Genomic DNA, 19,549 nt, shown 5'->3' on the forward strand with positions numbered 1-19,549 from the left:
CTCACTTCGCGGTCAGCCGACCGTGATCTCGTTGTAGACCGGGACGCTGAAGGGATTGAGCGTCACATTCCTGACCCGTTCCGTATAGCCGCCGCTGCCGTTCTGGTACCACAGCGGAATGGACGGCATCTTCCGCGCGAGGATCCGCTCGGCGTCCTGGAAGAGCGCCACCGCCTGCCGGGTGTCGGGCGCGGCGTTGGCCTGGTTGACGAGCGCGTCGAAACCCGGATCGCTGAACTTCCCGTCGTTGGACGAGGCATTGGTGTAGTAGAGCGGCTGGAGGAAATTCTGGATGAGCGGGTAGTCCATCTGCCAGCCGGACCGGAACGGCCCGGTCATCTGCCGGGCGCTGATCTTGTTGCGGAAATCAGCGAAGGTGCCGACCGGATTCCCCACGCACGCCCGGTCGTTGCCCAGGGTGTTGTTGATGCTGTTGCAGACCGCGTCGACCCAGTCCTTGTGCGAGCCGGTGTCGGCGTTGTACGCGATGGTCAGCCGGCCGCCGGGAATTCCGCCGCCCTCCTTGATGAGCTGCCGGGCCTTCGCCGGGGCGAAGACGCAGGCTTCGCCGCACAGCCCTGGTTTGTGGCCGCCCTTCTCCCCCAGGACCGGTGAGGTCCAGTCGGTGGCCGGGGTGCGGGTGTGCTGGAAGATCTCCCGGGTGATCTGCTCCCGGTCGATCGCCATCGACAGTCCGCGCCGCACCTTTTCCATGCCCGGCCGGCCCCACCGCGGGTCGTACATGGGAAAGGCGAGGGTCTGGATGATGCCGGCCGGCTGGTTGATGTACCGCTTTCCCAGATCGGTCCGGACGTTCTTCAGCTGGGACGCCGGAATGTCGTCGACCACGTCGAGGTTCCCGGCCTGAAGATCGGTGTAGGCGGTGTCGGTGTCGGTGTAGACCCGCAGGTCGATCCCGCCGTTGCGGGCCGGATCGGAGCCGGGGTACCGCGTCCACTTCCGCATCCGCAGCACGGTGCCCTTGTCGTACGAGTCGACGCGGTACGGGCCGTTGCCGACCGGCTGCGCCAGCCAGCCGGCGTGGTCGCGGAAGAAGGACTGCGGCAGCGGCATGAAGGCCGCGTAGCCCAGGGTGTCCGGCCAGGTGGAGAATTTCTGGTTGAGCGTGACGGTGAAGGTGCGGTCGTCCTTCACCGACAGGCCGGAGAGGGTTTTCGCGGTGGGCGCGCCCTTGTCCGGATGTACTTTCTCGAAACCGTCGATGTACTGGAAGAACGGCGCGTTCTTCTGCTTGTTGGTCAGCAGTGCGCCGTAATTCCAGGCGTCCACGAAGGACTTGGCGGTGACCGGCTCGCCGTTGCTGAAGGTCCAGCCGGGCCGGAGCCGGACGGTGTAGTGCCGGGCGTCGGTGGTGACGATCTTCTCCGCGAGGACGTTCTCCGCGGCGCCGGTGCGCGGGTTGTAGCGCTTGAGGCCGCGCAGCAGCATCTCCAGGACCTTGCCGCCCTGCACCTCGTTGGTGTTGGCCGGCTCCAGCGGGTTCTGCGGGTCCCCCCAGGAGGCGCTGACCACCGCGGAGCCGCCCGTGGCGCCGCGCCCGCCGCCGCAGGCCGTGGCCGCCAGGGCCAGCGCCCCCGCCAGGCAGACGGCCCGCTGCACGCGCGCGGCGGTCGGCATGGCGCCTCCTTACGGTCCGGACTGCGGGGGCACGCGTGGTCGCGGGGACCGCACGTAGCCCACATCACAGCCCACGGCGGGGCCTACCGCACCCCGGCGCCGGGCGCCACTGCTCCGAACCCCCGGGAAACCCCCCGGATGACCGACCCGGTGCGGGCATACGGCGGCGCCCCGCCGGACCGGGGTCCGGCGGGGCGCCGTGGTCAGCCGTGGGTGCGGCCCGCTCAGCCGTGCTTGGCGCGGGACGCGGCGCGGGCGCGCTCGCGCTGGTCGAGGTTGACCTTGCGGATGCGGACCGCCTCCGGGGTCACCTCCACGCACTCGTCGTCGCGGCAGAACTCCAGGGACTGCTCCAGGGAGAGCTTGCGCGGCGGCACGATCGACTCGGCCACGTCGGCCGTGGACGACCGCATGTTGGTGAGCTTCTTCTCCTTGGTGATGTTGACGTCCATGTCGTCGGAGCGGGAGTTCTCACCGACGATCATGCCCTCGTACACCTCGGTGCCGGGCTCGACGAAGAGCACGCCGCGCTCCTGGAGGTTGGTCATCGCGAAGGCGGTGACCGTACCGGACCGGTCGGCGACCAGCGAGCCGTTGTTGCGCGTGGTCAGGGTGCCGAACCAGGGCTCGTGGCCCTCGTGGATGGAGTGCGCGATACCGGTGCCGCGGGTCTGGGTCAGGAACTCCGTGCGGAAGCCGATCAGACCGCGGGAGGGGACGACGAACTCCATGCGCACCCAGCCGGAGCCGTGGTTGGACATGTTGTCCATCCGGCCCTTGCGGACGCCCATGAGCTGGGTGACCGCGCCCATGTGCTCCTCGGGCACGTCGATGGTCATCCGCTCGACCGGCTCGTAGGTCTTGCCGTCGACCTCCTTGGTGACGACCTGCGGCTTGCCGACGGTGAGCTCGTAGCCCTCCCGGCGCATGGTCTCGACCAGGATGGCCAGCGCCAGCTCGCCGCGGCCCTGGACCTCCCAGGCGTCCGGGCGGTCGGTGTCCAGCACGCGGAGCGAGACGTTGCCGATCAGCTCGCGGTCCAGGCGGTCCTTGACCTGGCGGGCGGTGACCTTGCGGTCCTTGACCGCGGCCTTGGCGTCCGCGCCCTTGCCGGTGCCGCCGCGGCCGACCAGCGGGGAGGTGTTGGTGCCGATGGTCATCGAGATCGCCGGCTCGTCGACCGTGATCAGCGGCAGCGCGACCGGGTTCTCCGGGTCGGCCAGGGTCTCGCCGATCATGATGTCGGGGATACCGGCGACCGCGCAGATGTCGCCCGGGCCGGCCTTCTCGGCGGGCTTGCGGGTGAGCGCCTCGGTCATCATCAGCTCGGAGATGCGGACGTTCGCCACCGAGCCGTCGCGCTTGATCCAGGCCACCGTCTGGCCCTTGCGCAGCTCGCCCTGCTCGACGCGGAGCAGCGCGATCCGGCCGAGGAAGTTGTCCGCGTCGAGGTTGGTGACGTGCGCCTGGAGCGGGGCCTCCTCGTCGTAGGAGGGGGCCGGGATGGTGTCCAGGATGGTGGAGAAGAACGGCTCCAGGCTGGTGGAGTCGGCGGGGACGGTGCCGTCCTCCGGCTTGGTCAGCGAGGCGATGCCGTCGCGGCCGCAGGCGTAGACGATCGGGAACTCGATCTGGTCCTCGTCGGCGTCCAGGTCCAGGAAGAGGTCGTAGGTCTCGTTGACGACCTCGTCGATCCGGGAGTCCGGGCGGTCGGTCTTGTTGATGCACAGGATGACCGGCATCCGCGCCTGGAGGGCCTTGCGCAGCACGAAGCGGGTCTGCGGCAGCGGGCCCTCGGACGCGTCCACCAGGAGGACGACGCCGTCGACCATCGACAGGCCGCGCTCGACCTCGCCACCGAAGTCGGCGTGGCCGGGGGTGTCGATGATGTTGATGGTGATGGGCTCCCCGCCGTCCTTCGGGTGATACTTCACCGCGGTGTTCTTGGCGAGGATCGTGATGCCCTTCTCACGCTCCAGGTCGTTCGAGTCCATGACGCGGTCGTCGACGGAGTCGAGCTGGTGCGCGGCGAAGGCACCGGCCTGCTTGAGCATGGCGTCGACGATGGTCGTCTTGCCGTGGTCGACGTGGGCGACGATGGCGACGTTGCGGATGTCGTGACGCTCGACGGTACGAGCCATAGTGCGGCGCTTCTCCCGGAATCGTGGATGGCGGCACGTACGGTCCGGTACGCGCGCCCTGCCGGGCTTGAGGACGCCACGGCCTCACCCCATGGTACGGGGCTGTGGCGGCAACAGCCGCCCCAGCCCGTACCCAGCACCTCTGACCTGCTGTTTTGTCCCGGGAAAGACCTCTGGCGGGCCCTTTACCGGGTGTAGCCGATGTCCTGGAAGCGGGGGGTGGCGAAGCCGAACGCGCCGATGTTGGCGAGGGACTTCCTGGTCGCCACCAGCTCCGGCCGCTGGTAGAGCGGAATCGATCCGGCGGCCGCCCAGATCCGGGCGTCGGCCTGCTCGACCAGGGTGTGCGCGGCGTCCCCGTCCAGCTCGGAGGCGGCCTGGTCGAAGAGCTGGTCGATGTGGTCGGTGCCGACCCGGGTGTAGTTCTGCTCGACGGTCAGCGAGCCGTCCGGGGCGGGCTGCGGCTTGGCGAAGATCGGCCGGGCGTCGGTGGCCGGGAAGGCGGTGCCGGGCCAGGAGTACAGCGCCAGGTCGTAGTCGCCGGAGGCGATGTGGTCCTGGAAGTAACTGGCGTCCGGCACCCGCTGGATCGCGGTCTGCACGCCGATCCGGTTCAGCATCCCGGCGATCCGCCGGCCCACGGCGCGCAGCTGCTCGGAGCCGGGCCCGTCGGGGAGGACGAAGCGCAGCGACAGCGGCCGGCCGTCCTTCTTCATCACCGGCACCGCGGCCGGCCGCCGGCCCGCCGCCTCCGGCGAGGCGGCGGCGTGCGCCGGCCGGGCCGCGGCCGCACCGGGGCCGGTCCGGAAGGCGGCCGCGTGCCCGGCGGCGGCCCCCGGCAGGTGCGGCGCCTGCCCGGTCTCGATCACCTCGGCGGCGCCCAGCGCCTGGGCGGCCCGCTTGGTGTACCGGCGGTACCTGGCGTACGCGGCGGAGCCGGTGTCCCCGTCGGCCGCGGCCTTCTCCTCGGCGGCGCCGGCCTTGTAGAACGCCGCGCTCTGCCGCAGCAGCGCGGCCTGCTGGACCTCGGAGCCGACCGCGCCGGTGAAGGACAGCGGGGCCTCGGCGGCGGCCGGGCGGGCACCGTCGCCCGCACCGCGGGCCCGGGCGGGCCGCTGCGGGTTGCGGCCGTCGCTGACCGCGTCGCCGGGCCGGTCGGCCGGGGCGCCGTCGCCGGGCTCGTCCGCGCCGGGGCCGCGGTCGTCCGGGCCGTCGTCGTCCGCCCGGTCCGGGGTGACCGCGCGGCCGGCGCCGGCCTGCTCCCCGGCCGGCTCCGGCGCGGCCGGGCCCGAGGGCTTCCAGCCGGCGTCCGCGAGCAGCTTCCTGGCGGCGCCGGCGTCCGCGTCGCCGAGCGCGTCGCTGTGGTCCTGGTAGCCGTGCTGACCGGCCATCAGCAGGTGGTTGCCGAGCGGGTGGGAGGGCAGGTCCAGCGGCTTGAGGACGGAGTCGGCGAGCGCCTGCCGGTCGATGGCGCGGGCCACCGCGCGGCGCACCCGCTGGTCGGCGAGCGGTCCGGCGCTGCCGTTGAGGGCGAGCTGGGTGTAGGCGGGCTCCAGGGCCTTGCGGACGGTGTAGCCGCGCAGCGCGGCGTCCCGGGCGGCGGCGCGGTGCGCGGCGGCCTTGGCGTCCACGCCCTGGGGGGAGGCGGGCGCGGCGGCCCGGTCCACGCGCTCGGCGGCCGGCCGGTCCACCGCGGCGACGTCGACCGATCCGGCGGCCAGTGCCGCGGCCCGCTTGTCGCGCGGCAGCGCGGTCAGCACCAGCCGGTCGAGCTTGGCCTTCTCACCCCACCAGGCGGGGTTGCGGACCAGGGTGACGGTGCCGCGGTCGGCGTCCCGCGTGCGGACGAGGAACGGCCCGGCGCCGACCGGGAGCTTCTCCCGCACCCCGTCGTTGAAGACGTTCGCGTCGCCCATCACGGACCGGGGGTAGAGCGGGGTGAACAGCGCCTGCCAGTCCGCGTACGGGCGGGCGAAGGTGACCTTGACCTGGTGCGGTTTCGCGCCCGGCTCGACCTTGGCGATCCGGTCGTAGCCGGCGTTGCGGGCGGTCCAGTAGGCGCTGTCCTTGCCGCGCAGCGCGTTCCACTGGGCGGCGAAGTCGGCGGCGCCGATCGGCCGGCCGTCGCTCCACCGCGCCTTGGGGTTGAGCTGGTAGGTGACGACCTGCCGGGGCTCGCGGGCGCTGATGTCCGCGGCGGTGAGGTAGTCGGCGTTGCGCTGCGGCCGGCCGCCGGCGTCGAGGGTGAACAGGCTGGGCAGCACCGCGCCGGCGACCCGGGTGGTGCCGGCGTCGGCGTCGCTCTGGAAGGCGTTGAAGGTGCTGGGCAGCGCGTCGAGGGCCCAGCGCACCGTGCCGCCGTTCTTCAGCGCGCCGCGCGGGGCCGGTGCGATGTCCTGGGACCGGGCGACGGAGGGGGCGGTGTCGCCCTGGCTGCACCCGGCCAGCACCGGCATCGGGAGCAGCACCCCCGCCGCGACGATCGCGGCACAGCGGCGCCGCCGGCACACCGCGCCGGCTGGCCTGACGTGGTCGGTCATGACAGTTACCTCCGGGCTCGCCCGCGCCGCACCGAGCCGCAGCAACACGTCCGGCCGACTTTGCGGCTCATCACATCTATGGCATCCCTAACTGAAGGTGACCGTCCGCTTCCTCGCCTCCCGACACGGCGGCGGCGCGCCGAAGGCCACCCGCCCGGCCCCGTTCCCGCTGCTCCGACCGGTGGACGCACGGGATCACGACGGGGCGTACGGACCCCCGCGCGCGCCCCCGGGAGGGCCCGCCGATGGCCGTGGACCTGCCCCGTTCGCACCGGAGTTCGACGTTCCGTGGGGCGTGGGGGTGGGGCAACGCACCGGTTCGAGTCGTACTCGCGCCTGCCCCCTTCCCAAGCCCTACTGTGACGCGCGACACTCTCGGGCGCATGAGATCGCCCACCACCCGTCACGAAGTGAGGGCATGCGATGTCCGTTCAGGACGACTTGACGGCGGTTGAACGCAGCCTGGACGCCCTGGTCCAGGCGGTCGGCGCGCTGGAGAAGCGGATCGGCGAGGGGCTGGAGGTCCGCCGGATCCGCAGCGACACCGACCACCTGCGGGAGGGCCTGGCGCTGCTGAAGCAGAGTCTGGCCGCCGCCCCGCCGGGCCGGGCCGGTACGGCCGAGGACGAGATGGTGCCGATCCCGGACACCCCCTACAACTCCGCGCTGTGGACCGACGCCGAGGACGAGGGCCTGGGCGCCAGGGACCGGCACGCACCGTAAGGACGGAGACGACGTTGGCCACTGGCATCGAACCCGCACCGCAATCGGGCCCGACCGGCGTGCGCGATGCCTCGCGCGCCGCGATCCCCGCCCGCCACCTGCGCACCGACCGCTGGTGGCTGGCGCCGGCCGGCACCGCCGCCGGGCTGCTCGCGTTCGTCGTCTACTCGACCTGGCGGGCGTTCGCGAACGCCGACTACTACCACGCCCCGTATGTCTCGCCGTTCTACTCCCCGTGCCTGGCGGCGAACTGCCACCCCATGCGCGGCGGCCCCAACTGGGAGGTGTTCGGCAGCTGGTGGGGCCTGTCCCCCGCGCTGCTGATCCTGATCTTCCCGCTGGGCTTCCGGCTGACCTGCTACTACTACCGCAAGGCGTACTACCGCGGCTTCTGGGCGTCCCCGCCGGCCTGCGCGGTCGCCGAGCCGCACCGCAGGTACACCGGCGAGACCCGCTTCCCGCTGATCCTCCAGAACGTCCACCGCTACTTCTTCTACTTCGCGGTCCTGGTCGCCGGGGTGCTGACGTACGACACCGTGCTGACCTTCCGCGACGACCACTACCGCTGGGGCCACATGGGCCTGGGCTCGCTGGTCTTCCTCGCCAACATCGTGCTGATCTGGGCGTACACCCTCTCCTGCCACTCCTGCCGGCACATCGTCGGCGGCCGGCTGCGGCACTTCTCCAAGCACCCGGTGCGGTACCGACTGTGGGGCTGGGTCAGCACGCTCAACGCCCGCCACATGCAGCTCGCCTGGGCGTCGCTGATCAGCGTGGCGGTGGCGGACTTCTACGTCTTCCTGCTGGCCGGCGGGGCGTTCGAGGACCCGCGCTTCTTCTGACGCAGGCAACTTCCGAGGGAAACCGCGGAACTTACGAGGGAAGGTGTGCCGCTGATGGCGCATGTGGACCGGCAGACCTGGGACGTGGTCGTGGTGGGCGCGGGCGGCGCCGGGCTGCGCGCCGCCATCGAGGCCCGCGAGGCGGGCATGCGGACGGCGGTGATCTGCAAGTCCCTGTTCGGCAAGGCCCATACGGTGATGGCCGAGGGCGGTATCGCGGCCAGTATGGGCAACGCCAACGAGCACGACACCTGGCAGGTCCACTTCCGGGACACCCTGCGCGGCGGCAAGTTCCTCAACCACTGGCGGATGGCCGAACTGCACGCCCGGGAGGCCCCCGACCGGGTCTGGGAGCTGGAGACCTGGGGCGCGCTCTTCGACCGCACCCCGGACGGCCGGATCTCCCAGCGCAACTTCGGCGGCCACGAGTACCCGCGGCTGGCACACGTCGGCGACCGCACCGGCCTGGAGCTGATCCGCACCCTCCAGCAGAAGATCGTCTCCCTCCAGCAGGAGGACCAGCGGGTCTCCGGCTCGTACGAGGAGGGGCTGAAGGTCTTCCAGGAGTGCACCGTCACCCGCGTGCTGAAGACCGGCGGCAAGGTCTCCGGGGTCTTCGCCTACGACCGGGAGTCGGGGCGGTTCTTCGTGCTGGAGGCGCCGGCGGTGGTGCTGGCCACCGGCGGGATCGGCAAGTCCTTCAAGGTGACCTCCAACTCCTGGGAGTACACCGGCGACGGCCACGCGCTGGCGCTGCTGGCCGGCGCGCCGCTGATCAACATGGAGTTCGTGCAGTTCCACCCGACCGGGATGGTCTGGCCGCCGTCGGTCAAGGGCATCCTGGTCACCGAGTCGGTGCGCGGCGACGGCGGGGTGCTGCGCAACAGCGACGGCAAGCGGTTCATGTTCGACTACGTCCCGGACGTCTTCAAGGAGAAGTACGCCGAGACCGAGGCCGAGGGCGACCGCTGGTACGACGACCCCGACCGCAACCGCCGGCCCCCCGAGCTGCTGCCCCGCGACGAGGTGGCCCGGGCCATCAACGCCGAGGTCAAGGCGGGCCGCGGCTCCCCGCACGGCGGGGTCTTCCTGGACGTCTCGACCCGGATGCCGGCCGAGGTGATCAAGCGCCGGCTGCCGTCCATGCACCACCAGTTCAAGGAGCTGGCGGACGTGGACATCACCGCCGAGCCGATGGAGGTCGGCCCGACCTGCCACTACGTGATGGGCGGGGTGGAGGTGGACCCGGACACCGCGGCGGCGACCGGCGTGCCCGGGCTGTTCGCGGCCGGCGAGGTGGCCGGCGGGATGCACGGCTCCAACCGGCTGGGCGGCAACTCCCTCTCCGACCTGCTGGTCTTCGGCCGCCGCGCGGGACTGTACGCGGCCGAGTACGTCACCGCGCTGCACGCCCGGCCGCCCGCCGAGGCGCGCGACATCGACGCGGCCGAGGCGGAGGCGCTGCGCCCGTTCAGCGCCGAGGAGACCGGCGGCCCGGCGGAGAACCCGTACGCCCTGCACCAGGAGCTCCAGCAGGCGATGAACGACCTGGTCGGCATCATCCGCCGGGAGGAGGAGATGGCCGAGGCGCTCAGCCGGCTCGCGGCGCTGCGGGTGCGGGCCCACCGGGCGGGCGTGGAGGGCCACCGGCAGTACAACCCCGGCTGGCACCTGGCCCTGGACCTGCGGAACATGCTGCTGGTCAGCGAGTGCGTGGCGCGGGCGGCGCTGACCCGCACGGAGAGCCGGGGCGGCCACACCCGGGACGACTACCCGGAGATGGACCGGCGCTGGCGCAACGTCAACCTCGTCTGCGAGCTCGCCGACGGGCCGGACGGCGGCGGCGACCCGGACCCGGCGCGCGGGCGGATCCGGCTCACCCGCCGGGAGACCCCGCCGATCCGCCGCGATCTCCTCGAACTCTTCGAGCAGGACGAGCTGGTGAAGTATCTGACGGACGAGGAGCTGAGCCGGTGAGCGAGCGGCAGGCGGAGCAGCGGCCCGGCGGGTCCTACCCGGCGCACTTCCGGGTCTGGCGCGGTGACGCGGACGGCGGTGAACTGCGCGACTACGAGGTCGAGGTGCACGAGGGCGAGGTGGTGCTCGACATCATCCACCGCCTCCAGGCCACCCAGGCGCCGGACCTCGCGGTGCGCTGGAACTGCAAGGCGGGCAAGTGCGGTTCGTGCAGCGCGGAGATCAACGGGCGGCCGCGGCTGATGTGCATGACGCGGATGTCGGTGTTCACCCGCGCCGAGACCGTCACGGTCACCCCGATGCGGACCTTCCCGGTCCTGCGCGACCTGGTCACCGACGTCTCGTTCAACTACACCAAGGCGCGCGAGATCCCCGCGTTCGTGCCGCCGGCGGATCTGGGGCCGGGCGAGTACCGGATGCGGCAGGAGGACGTGAACCGGTCACAGGAGTTCCGCAAGTGCATCGAGTGCTTCCTGTGCCAGAACACCTGCCATGTGGTCCGGGACCACGAGGAGAACAAGGACGCCTTCGCCGGCCCGCGCTTCCTGATGCGGATCGCCGAGCTGGACATGCACCCGCTGGACGCCGCACCGGCCCTCGGCCTGGACCGCAGGCGCACCGCGCAGGACGGCCACGGGCTCGGCTACTGCAACATCACCAAGTGCTGCACGGAGGTCTGCCCCGAGCACATCAAGATCACCGACAATGCGCTGATCCCGCTGAAGGAGCGGGCCGCGGACCGGAAATACGACCCTCTGGTGTGGCTCGGGAACAAGATCCGGCGACGGACGGAATGACCCGCCGCGTCCCCGAGTAGCCGGTCCTGCCGCTCTTCTGACGTGGAATCAGATGGCTGGAAACATCCTTACGGCGGATTCGAACAAGCGCGGTATAAGAACGGAATGAATCTTCCGAAACTGAACCGGCGCCGCGTGCTGGCGGGCCTGGGCACGGTCCCGCTGGCCGCCGCGGCCGGCTTCCCCGCCGTCGCCCAGGACCGCCCGGCCACCCCCGCACCGGCCCCCGGCCCCCGCCGCACCACCCTGCTGCGCGGCGCCGACCTGGTGCTCACCATGGACACCAAGCTGGGCAAGGGCCCCCTGGGGCAGCTGGAGAACGGCGTGGACGTCCTGCTGCGGGACGGCACCGTCGCCGCCGTGGGGCGCGGGCTGACCGCCCCGGCCGGCGCCCGCCTCCTGGACACCCGCGGCAGGATCGTGCTGCCCGGCTTCGTCGACCTGCACAACCACCTGTGGCAGTCCAGCATCCGCGGCGGCTGTTCGAACGAGGACCTCTACGGCTGGCTCGGCGACTGCAACCGCGCCACCCTCCCCGGGATCGGCCCCCAGGACATGTACCGCTTCGTCCACCTGGCCGCCCTCGACGCCCTCCAGGCGGGCGTCACCACCGTCGTCGACTGGGTCCACCCGATCCCCTACGACACCAGCGAGCGCTACATCGGGGCCCTGGACGACGCCGGGCTGCGCTTCGTCTACGCCGCCACCCAGAGCGCCGCCGACGCCCACCTCATCCCGAAGGTCAAGAAGGACCTCCTCGACCCGCTCCCGCTGGCCTCCGTCCAGGTCTCCGCGCACGCCGGGATGGACCGGCTCAAGGAGTTGCGGGCGCTGTACGAGGTCGCCCGCGACCTGAAGGTGATGTTCAACTCGCACGTCCTGGAGAACAAGGGCGACCGCGCGGACGACCCGATCCGCTCGCTGCGCGAGATCGGCGCGTTCGGCCCGGACCTGCTGATGAACCACGCCATCCACCTCACCGCCGAGGAGATCGCGCTGACCGGCGAGCACGACGTGCGGATCGCGCACTGCCCGCTGAGCAACATGCGGCTGGCGTCCGGTATCTGCCCGCTGCCGGCCTTCCACCGGCACGGCGTCAAGGCCGGGCTGGGCCACGACGGCGGCACCAACGACACCTCGGACATGTTCAACGTGATGAAGGCGGCGGTCGGCCTCCAACGGGCCCTGCACCAGGACGCCGAGATCCACCCGACCCTCCCGGCCGTGCTGCGGATGGCCACCCTCGGCGGCGCGGAGGCCATCGGCATGGCCGACCGGGTCGGCTCACTGACCCCCGGCAAGCGCGCCGACGTCGTGGTCCTGGACCCCGGCACGCTCAACTTCGCCCCGCGCTTCGACTGGACCAGCCAGATCGTCCTCAACGGCCAGCCGCCGAACGTCAGCGAGGTGTTCGTCGACGGCCACCTGCGCAAGGCGGACGGCGCGCTGCTGCACGTCGACACCGCCCGCGTCGTCCGCGAGGCCGAACTGGCCGCCGCGCACCTCCGCGGCGCCTGACCGCCCGCTCCGCCCGGGTCCGTCCACCCGGGTCCTCCGGGGCCTGCCGCGCCCCTCGGCGCACGCCCCTCCGAACGCGCCCCTCAGAACAGGCTCAGCAGGGCCTCCGCCGGGTCCGCCGGCTCCGTGTCGCCGTCCGGCAGCGCGAGTTCGAACCAGACGGTCTTGCCGCGCGGGGTGCGCCGGCTCCCCCAGCGCTCACTGAGCAGCCCGACCAGCTGGAGACCGCGGCCGCCCTCGTCGGTGTCCCGGGCCCGCCGCCGCCGCGGCTGGGCCAGATCGGCGTCCCACACCTCGCACACCAGCGTCCGGTCCAGCAGCAGCCGCAGCCGGATCTCGCCGTGCCCGTGCCGCAGCGCGTTCGTCACCAGCTCGCTGACCAGCAGCTCCGTGGTGTCGACCAGGGCCTGGAGCCCCCAGTCGGTCAGCTGGTCGCGGGCCAGCTCCCGGGCCCGGGCGACCGAGCGCGGCTCCGGCGCCAGATTCCAGTCCCCCACCGCGTCCTTGGGCAGCCCGTGCACCCGGGCCATCAGCAGCGCGATGTCGTCCTCGCCGTGCGAGGTGTTCAGCTCGCTCAGGACGTGGTCGCAGACGTCCTCCAGCGGCCGGCCGGCGTCCGAGAGCGCCCGGCGGAACGCCTGGAGCCCCTCGTCCAGTGGATGGTGCCGGGACTCCACCAGGCCGTCGGTGTACAGCGCCAGCAGCGCGCCGTCCGGCACCTCGACCTCGATCTCCTCGAACGGCTCCCCGCCGACGCCCAGCGGCATCCCCGGCGGGACGTCCAGCAGCAGCGCCTCCTCGCCCTCCTCGACCAGCACCGGCGGCAGGTGGCCGGCGTTGGCGAAGGTGCAGATCCGGGTGATCGGGTCGTAGACGGCGTAGACGCAGGTGGCGAGGTAGACCTCGGAGAGGTCGGCGGTGCGGGCCGAGCGGCCCTGGCCGGTCCCGCCGGCCGCCGCGCCCGAGCGGCTGCGCGCGGCGCCCCGGTCGCCGCTGCCGCCCAGCCCCCGGGCGATCTCGTCCAGCGCGCCCAGCACCTCGGCCGGCTCCAGGTCCAGCAGGGCCAACGTCCGCACCGCGGTGCGCAGTTCACCCATCGCGACCGCGGCGCGCAGGCCCCGGCCCATGACGTCGCCGACGACCAGGGCGGTGCGGTGGCCGGGGAGTTCGATGACGTCGAACCAGTCGCCGCCGACCTCGGTGGCGGTGGTCCCGGGCAGATAGCGGCAGGCGATGTCGAGACCGGCCGCCTCGGGGGCGCCGGGCGGCAGCAGGCTGCGCTGCAATATCAGCGCGCGTTCGTGCTCGCGGCGGTAGAGGCGGGCGTTGTCGATGCAGACCGCGGCGCGCGCGGCGAGTTCGACGGCGAGCGCGGTGTCCCGTTCGCCGAACGGCTCGCTGCCCTTCGTCCGGGAGAACCGCACCAGGCCGACGACGGTGTCCCGGGCGACCATCGGGACGGCGAGCGTGGAGTGCACCACGGCGCCCAGCTCCGGAGCCTCGTCGCTGTCCCGGCCCGGGACGATCTGCGCCTGCGCGGTCCGCAGGGCCGCCGCACAAGGGGAGTTGAAGGGGTAGCGGTGGACCGCCCCGACCTCGACCGGGGCGTCGTAGGGGGCGCCGGCGGCCAGCGGGGCGTCGGAGACCGCGCTGGCGAAGGCGACCCGGCGCAGCTCCGCGCTGCCGTCGCTCATCCCCGGCTGCTCCTCGTCGCCGGCCAGCAGCCCCTGGTAGAGGTCGACCGACGCCAGGTCGCAGAACTGCGGGACCGCGACGTCGAGCAGGGTGCGGGCGGTGGTCTCCAGGTCCAGGGAGTTGCCTATCCGGGCACCGGCCTCGTTGAGCAGCGCCAGATTGCGGCGGGCATTGGCGGCCTCCCGTTCGGCGCGGCGGCGGCCGGTGACGTCGGAGGCGAGCGCGGCGACCCCGATCGGGCGGCCGCTGGCACCGTGCAGGCGGTAGAGCGAGACCGACCAGCGGCGGCGGTCCTCCTCCCCGGGGACGTGGCCCACCAGCTGCATCTCGCTGACCGGTTCGCCGGTCTCCAGGACCCGGCGCAGCGCGATCGTCATCCGCTCCGCCTCGGGCCGCGGCAGGAAGTCGTACGGTGTGCCGCCGCGGTACTTGCCGGCCGGGCCGCCGAAGACGGTGGCGAAGCGCTCGTTGACCCGCAGCAGCTTCAGATCGGTGCCGAACAGGGTGAAGCCCATGGGGGATTGACCGAAAACGGCCTGCGCGGCGGCGAGGTCGGTCTCGATGCCGCGCAGCGCCCGGACGTCGACGACCAGGCAGACCGCGCCGCGCTCACCGTCCTCGTTCTCGGCGGGCATCACGTAGATCTCGGCGAGGCCCTCGGCGGCGCGGCCGGCCTCCCGGCTGTAGGGCACCAGGCCGGTCCACTCCCGGCCGTCCAGGATCTCGGCGACCTTGCGGCGCCCGGTCTCCTGGAACTCGCCCGGTACGAACGCCGCGACCGGGTCCTTGCCGAGGGCGTGCCGGGCCGGGATGCCCAGCATCCGGGCGGCCCGCTCGCTCCACCGGTCGATGCGCCCGTCGGGGCCGAGCGAGAACGAGGCGACCTTGATGTAGTCGTAGATCGAGCCGGGCCGGCTGCTCTGCCACACCGCCGCGCCGAGCGGCTCGGGCGCATGGCGGTGACCGCCCGGTCCCTGCGGACCGTCCGCGCCGCACCGGCCGTCGTTCTGCGCGGGTACCACCCCGCCAGATGCCTTCTCGCTCACGAGCCCCGTCCCCTCCAGCTCATCGTGCCCGGACCGGACCTGCCGAGTATTCCAGCACCTCGGCTATCCGGAACACGGTCTTCACGATCACAGCACAGTCTCGATCGCAGGCCATCCACAAAATGTCGATGAAATGGCAACGATCAGGACTCCTCATGACTCCTAACCAGCCACCGACAGCTCGAACCACACTGTCTTGCCGCTCTTCCCCTGGCGGGTGCCCCACCGCCGCGAACTGTGCGCGACCAGCTGGAGCCCGCGTCCTCCCTCGTCATCGGGGGCGGCGGTGCGGGTCCGCGGCGGATCGGGCAGCGGGTCGGAGACCTCGACGAGGAGCGCCCCGGCGCCCAGCAGCACCATGCGTACGCCGATGGGCCCACTGGTGTACCGCAGGGAGTTGGTGACCAGCTCACTCACCAGCAGCACCGCGACGTCGGCGGCGCCGTCCAGTCCCCAGTCGTCGAGCACCTGACGGACCATGGTGCGGGCGGAGCGCGCCGCGCCGGGGTCGGCGGGGAAGCTCCATTCGGCGCACGGCGCCCCGGAGGCCCGGCCGCGCCTGCGGACATCGGTGGGGCCGGAGTCCGGGACCTCTGCCGCTGCGCTGTCGCTCACGCCGATCACTTCCCAGGCCGAGGGGTCCCCCGTCGAACCCGACCCCCACCGAAAGGGGCCATTCAGGACATACCCGATATCGCGGGGTCGGTACCGCCTTCAACCGTGCACTGTGGCACAAATGGCGCATCTCGCGGCAGACCGGCGAGGCGGTGGGGACACCGTACGAGCGGGCGGACGGCGGGCCGGCCGCCCGGCCGCGCACGCGACCCGCACCCGCCAGGGGCGCGCTCCCGGCGCCGCCCCGGCGCTACAGCCGCGCGCCCGGGATACCCGCCGCGGGTCTGCTGCCCAGCCGGCGCATCACCTCGGCGACCGCCGGACGGTCCTGGTCGAGCCAGTCCACCTCGCGCTCCTCGCCCGGCCCCAGCCAGCGCAGTGCGTCGTGGTCCTGGAGCGGCTCCGGCCGCCCGCCGACCAGCCGCGCGGTCCACACCTGGAGGACGTAGCCGGGCCGCAGCACCCACTCACCGGGGATCCGCTCCACCGGCTCGGCCTCGACCCCCAGCTCCTCGCGCAGCTCGCGCACCAGCGCCTGCTCCGGCGTCTCGCCGTCCTCCACCTTGCCGCCGGGCAGCTCCCAGCGGCCGGCCAGCGCGGGCGGCGCGCTGCGCCGGGCGGCCAGCAGCCGCCCCCGCTCGCACACCGCACCGCCCACCACTACGCGCACCGTCGTCATGCGCGGCAGCCTACGTCCCCCGCCGGACTCGCGCTTGTCCGCCCCGCTTCGCTCACGGAGCCCCGTGGCTCACCCGCTCGACCACGTAAAGCCGCTGATTGCCGCGGGTGTCGAGGCGGTCGGCGACCCGCTCCGCCTCCGCGCGGGTGGCGTAGCGGCCGACCCGATAGCGGTTGCCGCCTTCGTCCTGGCGGATGACGAGCCAGGGCAGCGCGATCCCGTTGTCGGTCATTGCACCCCTCCGTCCGCCCCGCAGCGCGCCGTTGCGCGCCCCTCCTGTGCTGATGCCGAAATCGCAATCCGCATATGCCCGAGCCTACGCCCGACCTTTACGCACCGGATACGAATTTGCACAAAGAGAGACCGAACCGGCCACCCGCGGCCCTGGAAGCTCCAGGTGCGGCCGCGCGTGGCCGGTTGTGCGCCCGGGCGGCCCGGGCAGTGTTCAGGGGGTCGGAACGGACCGCGAAGGCCGCTCAGGCTCCGGTGCGGGCCCCTTCGCCCGCCGCCTCGCCGGACTCCTCCGCCGCGGCCAGCTCGGCCTCGACCTGGACCAGCGAGGGGTTGCGCCAGGCGCTGCGCACGCCCCAGAAGTAGAAGGCCAGCGCGATCACCGCGACCACCGCGAGGTCGAGGCCCGGCGGCAGGTAGCCCTTGCCGCCGAACTCCTTGCCGCCCAGGTAGGACACGGCCGCCATGACCAGCAGGTAGATCACCATCCAGGCACCGGCCTTGAGGTGCGGCAGCAGGTCGCGCAGCGGCTTGCGGCCCTGCTTCCACGGCCGGCCGATCTCGTACCACGCCCAGACCGGCAGACCGACCGCCATGATGAAGATGACCTTGCCGGTGAGCGGCCACTTGCCCCAGTACAGGACCAGCGAACCGAAGATCATCGCGACCGGCGCGATGACCGGCATGGCGCGCAGCTTCACCGGCCGCTTCATGTGCGGCGACAGCCGCCGCAGGCCCATCACGGCGACCGGCCCGGTGATGTACGAGATGACGGTGGCGACGGAGACGACCTCGGCGAGCGAGCCCCAGCCGCGGAAGACCGCCAGGAACAGGAAGGCCACCCCGAGGTTGAGCACCAGCGCCGGGCGCGGGATGCCGGTCTTGGCGTCGACCTTGCCGAAGATGCCCGGCAGGTGGCCGTTCTCCTGGACGCCCTGGATCATGCGCGAGGTGGTGGCGGCGTAGATCATGCCGGTACCGGACGGCGAGACGAACGCGTCCGCGTACAGCAGCAGCGCCAGCCAGTTCAGGCCCCAGGCGAGCCCCAGCTCGGCGAGCGGGGAGTGGTAGCTGAGCCCGCCCCAGCCCTTGCTCAGGTCCCCGGCGGGCACCGCGAAGAGGAAGGCGACCTGGAGTGCCAGGTAGATGACCAGCGCGATGACGATGGAGAAGGCGACGGCCTTGGGCAGCGAGCGGCCGGGGTTGCGCGCCTCGCCGGCGAGGTTGAGCGGCGACTGGAAGCCGTTGTAGGCCCAGACGATGCCGGAGAGCGCCACACAGCTGAAGACCGCGCTCCAGCCGTTGGGGGCGAAACCGCCGGCGCGCTCGATGTTGTGGGTGTCGAAGTGGGCCAGGATCAGGGCGCCCGCGGTGAGCACCGGCACGACGACCTTGAAGACCGTGATCGCGGTGTTGGTCTTGGCGAACAGCGAGACCGCGAACCAGTTCATGAAGAAGTAGAAGATCAGCAGGACGCTGGCCACCGCGACGCCGGAGCCGGTGAGCTCCTGGCCGTCGTAGAGCGCCTTGGCCCAGCTGAAGTCCCACGAGCTCATGTACTGGACGGAGGCGGTCGCCTCACCGGGGATCACCGAGACGATGGCGATCCAGTTCGCCCAGGCCGCGAGGTACCCGGCCAGCGAACCGTGCGAGTACTGGCCGTAGCGGACCATCCCGCCCGCCTTCGGGAACATCGAGCCCAGCTCGGTGTAGGTGAGGGCGATGGTGAGCGCGACGACCGCGCCGATGACCCAGGCGAGGATCGCGGCCGGACCGGCGATGGCGGCGGCCCGTTCGGCCCCGAACAGCCAGCCGGAACCGATGATGGACCCGAGACCAGTGGCGGTCAGGGCGATGGTCCCGAGGGACCGGCGGTAGTTCGAGTGCGAGCCCTGCTCCGCACTCGTTGGCTTCGTCGTGCTCACGTGCTGGTCTCCTGGTCTTCCCCCGTGCCGTGCACAAACTTCGCCATCGTATGAGCGAATCCGAAGATCCCGCCCCCACAGCAGGCAAAAAATCCGGCCCAGTTGAGCCTCTGTGAGTTTTCCAACACCGATATTCGGACGACATATGCCATCAAACCCACACGAAACGGACACCTAACTCGGCTGAATTTCATGGCCGGCGGACCGGCTCCACCCCTTCGGAAACCGCAGGATCCCCCTACCCGCCGTCGACTTGGCGCCTACGGGGAGTGCGTCCGCGGGCGCTACTTCACCGGCAGGTGGTACGCGACCCGGTGCCGCGCCGCCAGCGCCACCACATCGGCCGTCTCGACCGGCCGACCGCCGGCGAAGTACGTCCGCGAGACCACCAGCACCGCGTGCCCCGGCACCCCACCCAGCGCCAGCGCCTCCTCGGCCAGCCCGGGCCGGGCCCCGACCTCCTCGACGACGTTGTCCACCACCACGTCGATGGCCGCCATCCGCTCGACCACCCCGCGCCCGGCCAGCGGCCCCTCCTCCGGCAGCATCACCGGCGTCCGCCCGGTGATCTCCAGCGGCTCCCAGGAGGTGGAGAGCATCGAGGGCTCCCCCTCCGCCCGGAAGACGTAGCGGGTGCGCATCACCCTGGCCCCCACCGGGATCCGCAGCCGGGCGGCCACCGCCGCACCGGCCGCCTCCTGCTCGCTGTGGGACTCCCACGTGCCCCGCACCCGCTCGTCCGACTGCTCCTGGCGGAACGGGGTGCAGGGGCGGGTGTGGAAGCCGCCGCGGGCGATCCGGCGCGGTACCGGCTGCTCCCGCACGTACGTCCCCGACCCGGAGCGGCCCTCCACCAGCCCCTCGGCCATCAGGACCTTGCGGGCCTCCAGCGCGACGGTGTCCGAGACGCCGTACTCCTCCCGGATCCGCGCCTGGGAAGGGAGCCGGGTGTGCGGGGCCAGCACCCCGTCGACGATCTTCTGGCGCAGGTCGCCGGCGACGCGGAGGTACGCGGGCTGCTCACCGAAAGGCACGTGCCCTCCCAACAGCTTGACAGTCCGCAACAGCGTGGCAACCGCGCGTGGCCACCCGCAACCTCAGGCCATCGCTTCGCACTCCGCCATCCCCCCAGCTCACCCCGGCCCCTCACCCTCCCCCGCCCCCACCGCACCGGGCCGCTCG

Annotated in this window: 14 protein-coding genes; 5 read left to right on the top strand and 9 right to left on the bottom strand. The window is 72.3% G+C overall.

Annotated elements, in window-relative coordinates; all coding sequences use genetic code 11:
• Positions 1 to 12: 12 nt before the first annotated feature.
• The 3 genes from MUU72_RS31545 to MUU72_RS31555 all read right to left on the bottom strand — a co-directional run bounded on the left by MUU72_RS31545 (position 13) and on the right by MUU72_RS31555 (position 6,319).
• Complete coding sequence (locus MUU72_RS31545) at positions 13 to 1,638, bottom strand: peptide ABC transporter substrate-binding protein (protein WP_248016860.1); 1,626 nt, start codon at positions 1,636 to 1,638, stop codon at positions 13 to 15.
• A 224-nt stretch (positions 1,639 to 1,862) separates the two neighbouring features.
• The gene (gene typA, locus MUU72_RS31550; protein WP_248016861.1) at positions 1,863 to 3,779 is read right to left on the bottom strand and encodes a translational GTPase TypA; all 1,917 of its coding nucleotides are present in this window, start codon (positions 3,777 to 3,779) and stop codon (positions 1,863 to 1,865) included.
• A gap of 185 nt (positions 3,780 to 3,964) precedes the next feature.
• On the bottom strand, positions 3,965 to 6,319 hold the full coding sequence (locus MUU72_RS31555; RefSeq protein ID WP_248016862.1) for an ABC transporter family substrate-binding protein: 2,355 nt from the start codon (positions 6,317 to 6,319) through the stop codon (positions 3,965 to 3,967).
• A 423-nt stretch (positions 6,320 to 6,742) separates the two neighbouring features.
• Here MUU72_RS31555 and MUU72_RS31560 point away from each other — a divergent pair, with 423 nt between their 5' ends.
• From MUU72_RS31560 to MUU72_RS31580, 5 genes are all read left to right on the top strand, one after another.
• A complete protein-coding gene (locus MUU72_RS31560; RefSeq protein WP_248016863.1) occupies positions 6,743 to 7,042 on the top strand; it encodes an Rv0250c family protein in 300 nt (99 codons plus the stop codon).
• A 14-nt stretch (positions 7,043 to 7,056) separates the two neighbouring features.
• A complete protein-coding gene (sdhC, locus tag MUU72_RS31565; RefSeq protein WP_248016864.1) occupies positions 7,057 to 7,884 on the top strand; it encodes a succinate dehydrogenase subunit SdhC in 828 nt (275 codons plus the stop codon).
• Positions 7,885 to 7,938: 54 nt separating this feature from the next.
• Entirely contained in the window at positions 7,939 to 9,861 is a 1,923-nt protein-coding gene (locus tag MUU72_RS31570; RefSeq protein ID WP_248016865.1) for a fumarate reductase/succinate dehydrogenase flavoprotein subunit, read from the top strand.
• Positions 9,858 to 10,658 (top strand): succinate dehydrogenase/fumarate reductase iron-sulfur subunit, encoded by an 801-nt coding sequence (locus MUU72_RS31575; protein ID WP_248016866.1) that lies wholly within the window; start codon positions 9,858 to 9,860, stop codon positions 10,656 to 10,658. The genes MUU72_RS31570 and MUU72_RS31575 overlap by 4 nt, the downstream gene beginning before the upstream one ends.
• A gap of 105 nt (positions 10,659 to 10,763) precedes the next feature.
• On the top strand, positions 10,764 to 12,176 hold the full coding sequence (locus MUU72_RS31580; protein WP_248016867.1) for an amidohydrolase family protein: 1,413 nt from the start codon (positions 10,764 to 10,766) through the stop codon (positions 12,174 to 12,176).
• An 83-nt stretch (positions 12,177 to 12,259) separates the two neighbouring features.
• On the opposite strand, the gene MUU72_RS31585 is transcribed toward MUU72_RS31580, so the two are convergent.
• From MUU72_RS31585 to MUU72_RS31610, 6 genes are all read right to left on the bottom strand, one after another.
• Positions 12,260 to 14,800, bottom strand: coding sequence for a SpoIIE family protein phosphatase (locus tag MUU72_RS31585; protein WP_248016875.1), 2,541 nt, complete (start codon positions 14,798 to 14,800; stop codon positions 12,260 to 12,262).
• 279 nt (positions 14,801 to 15,079) lie between these two features.
• Complete coding sequence (locus MUU72_RS31590) at positions 15,080 to 15,541, bottom strand: ATP-binding protein (RefSeq protein WP_248016868.1); 462 nt, start codon at positions 15,539 to 15,541, stop codon at positions 15,080 to 15,082.
• Positions 15,542 to 15,782: 241 nt separating this feature from the next.
• On the bottom strand, positions 15,783 to 16,211 hold the full coding sequence (locus tag MUU72_RS31595; protein WP_248016869.1) for a (deoxy)nucleoside triphosphate pyrophosphohydrolase: 429 nt from the start codon (positions 16,209 to 16,211) through the stop codon (positions 15,783 to 15,785).
• Positions 16,212 to 16,263: 52 nt separating this feature from the next.
• Entirely contained in the window at positions 16,264 to 16,443 is a 180-nt protein-coding gene (locus MUU72_RS31600) for an SPOR domain-containing protein (RefSeq protein WP_248016870.1), read from the bottom strand.
• A gap of 244 nt (positions 16,444 to 16,687) precedes the next feature.
• A complete protein-coding gene (locus MUU72_RS31605) occupies positions 16,688 to 18,367 on the bottom strand; it encodes an APC family permease (RefSeq protein WP_248016871.1) in 1,680 nt (559 codons plus the stop codon).
• 284 nt (positions 18,368 to 18,651) lie between these two features.
• Complete coding sequence (locus MUU72_RS31610) at positions 18,652 to 19,401, bottom strand: GntR family transcriptional regulator (protein WP_248016872.1); 750 nt, start codon at positions 19,399 to 19,401, stop codon at positions 18,652 to 18,654.
• Positions 19,402 to 19,549: the final 148 nt, after the last annotated feature.

Origin of the sequence: Streptomyces rhizoryzae (assembly GCF_023155275.1) — a bacterium.
Taxonomy (GTDB): domain Bacteria; phylum Actinomycetota; class Actinomycetes; order Streptomycetales; family Streptomycetaceae; genus Streptomyces; species Streptomyces rhizoryzae.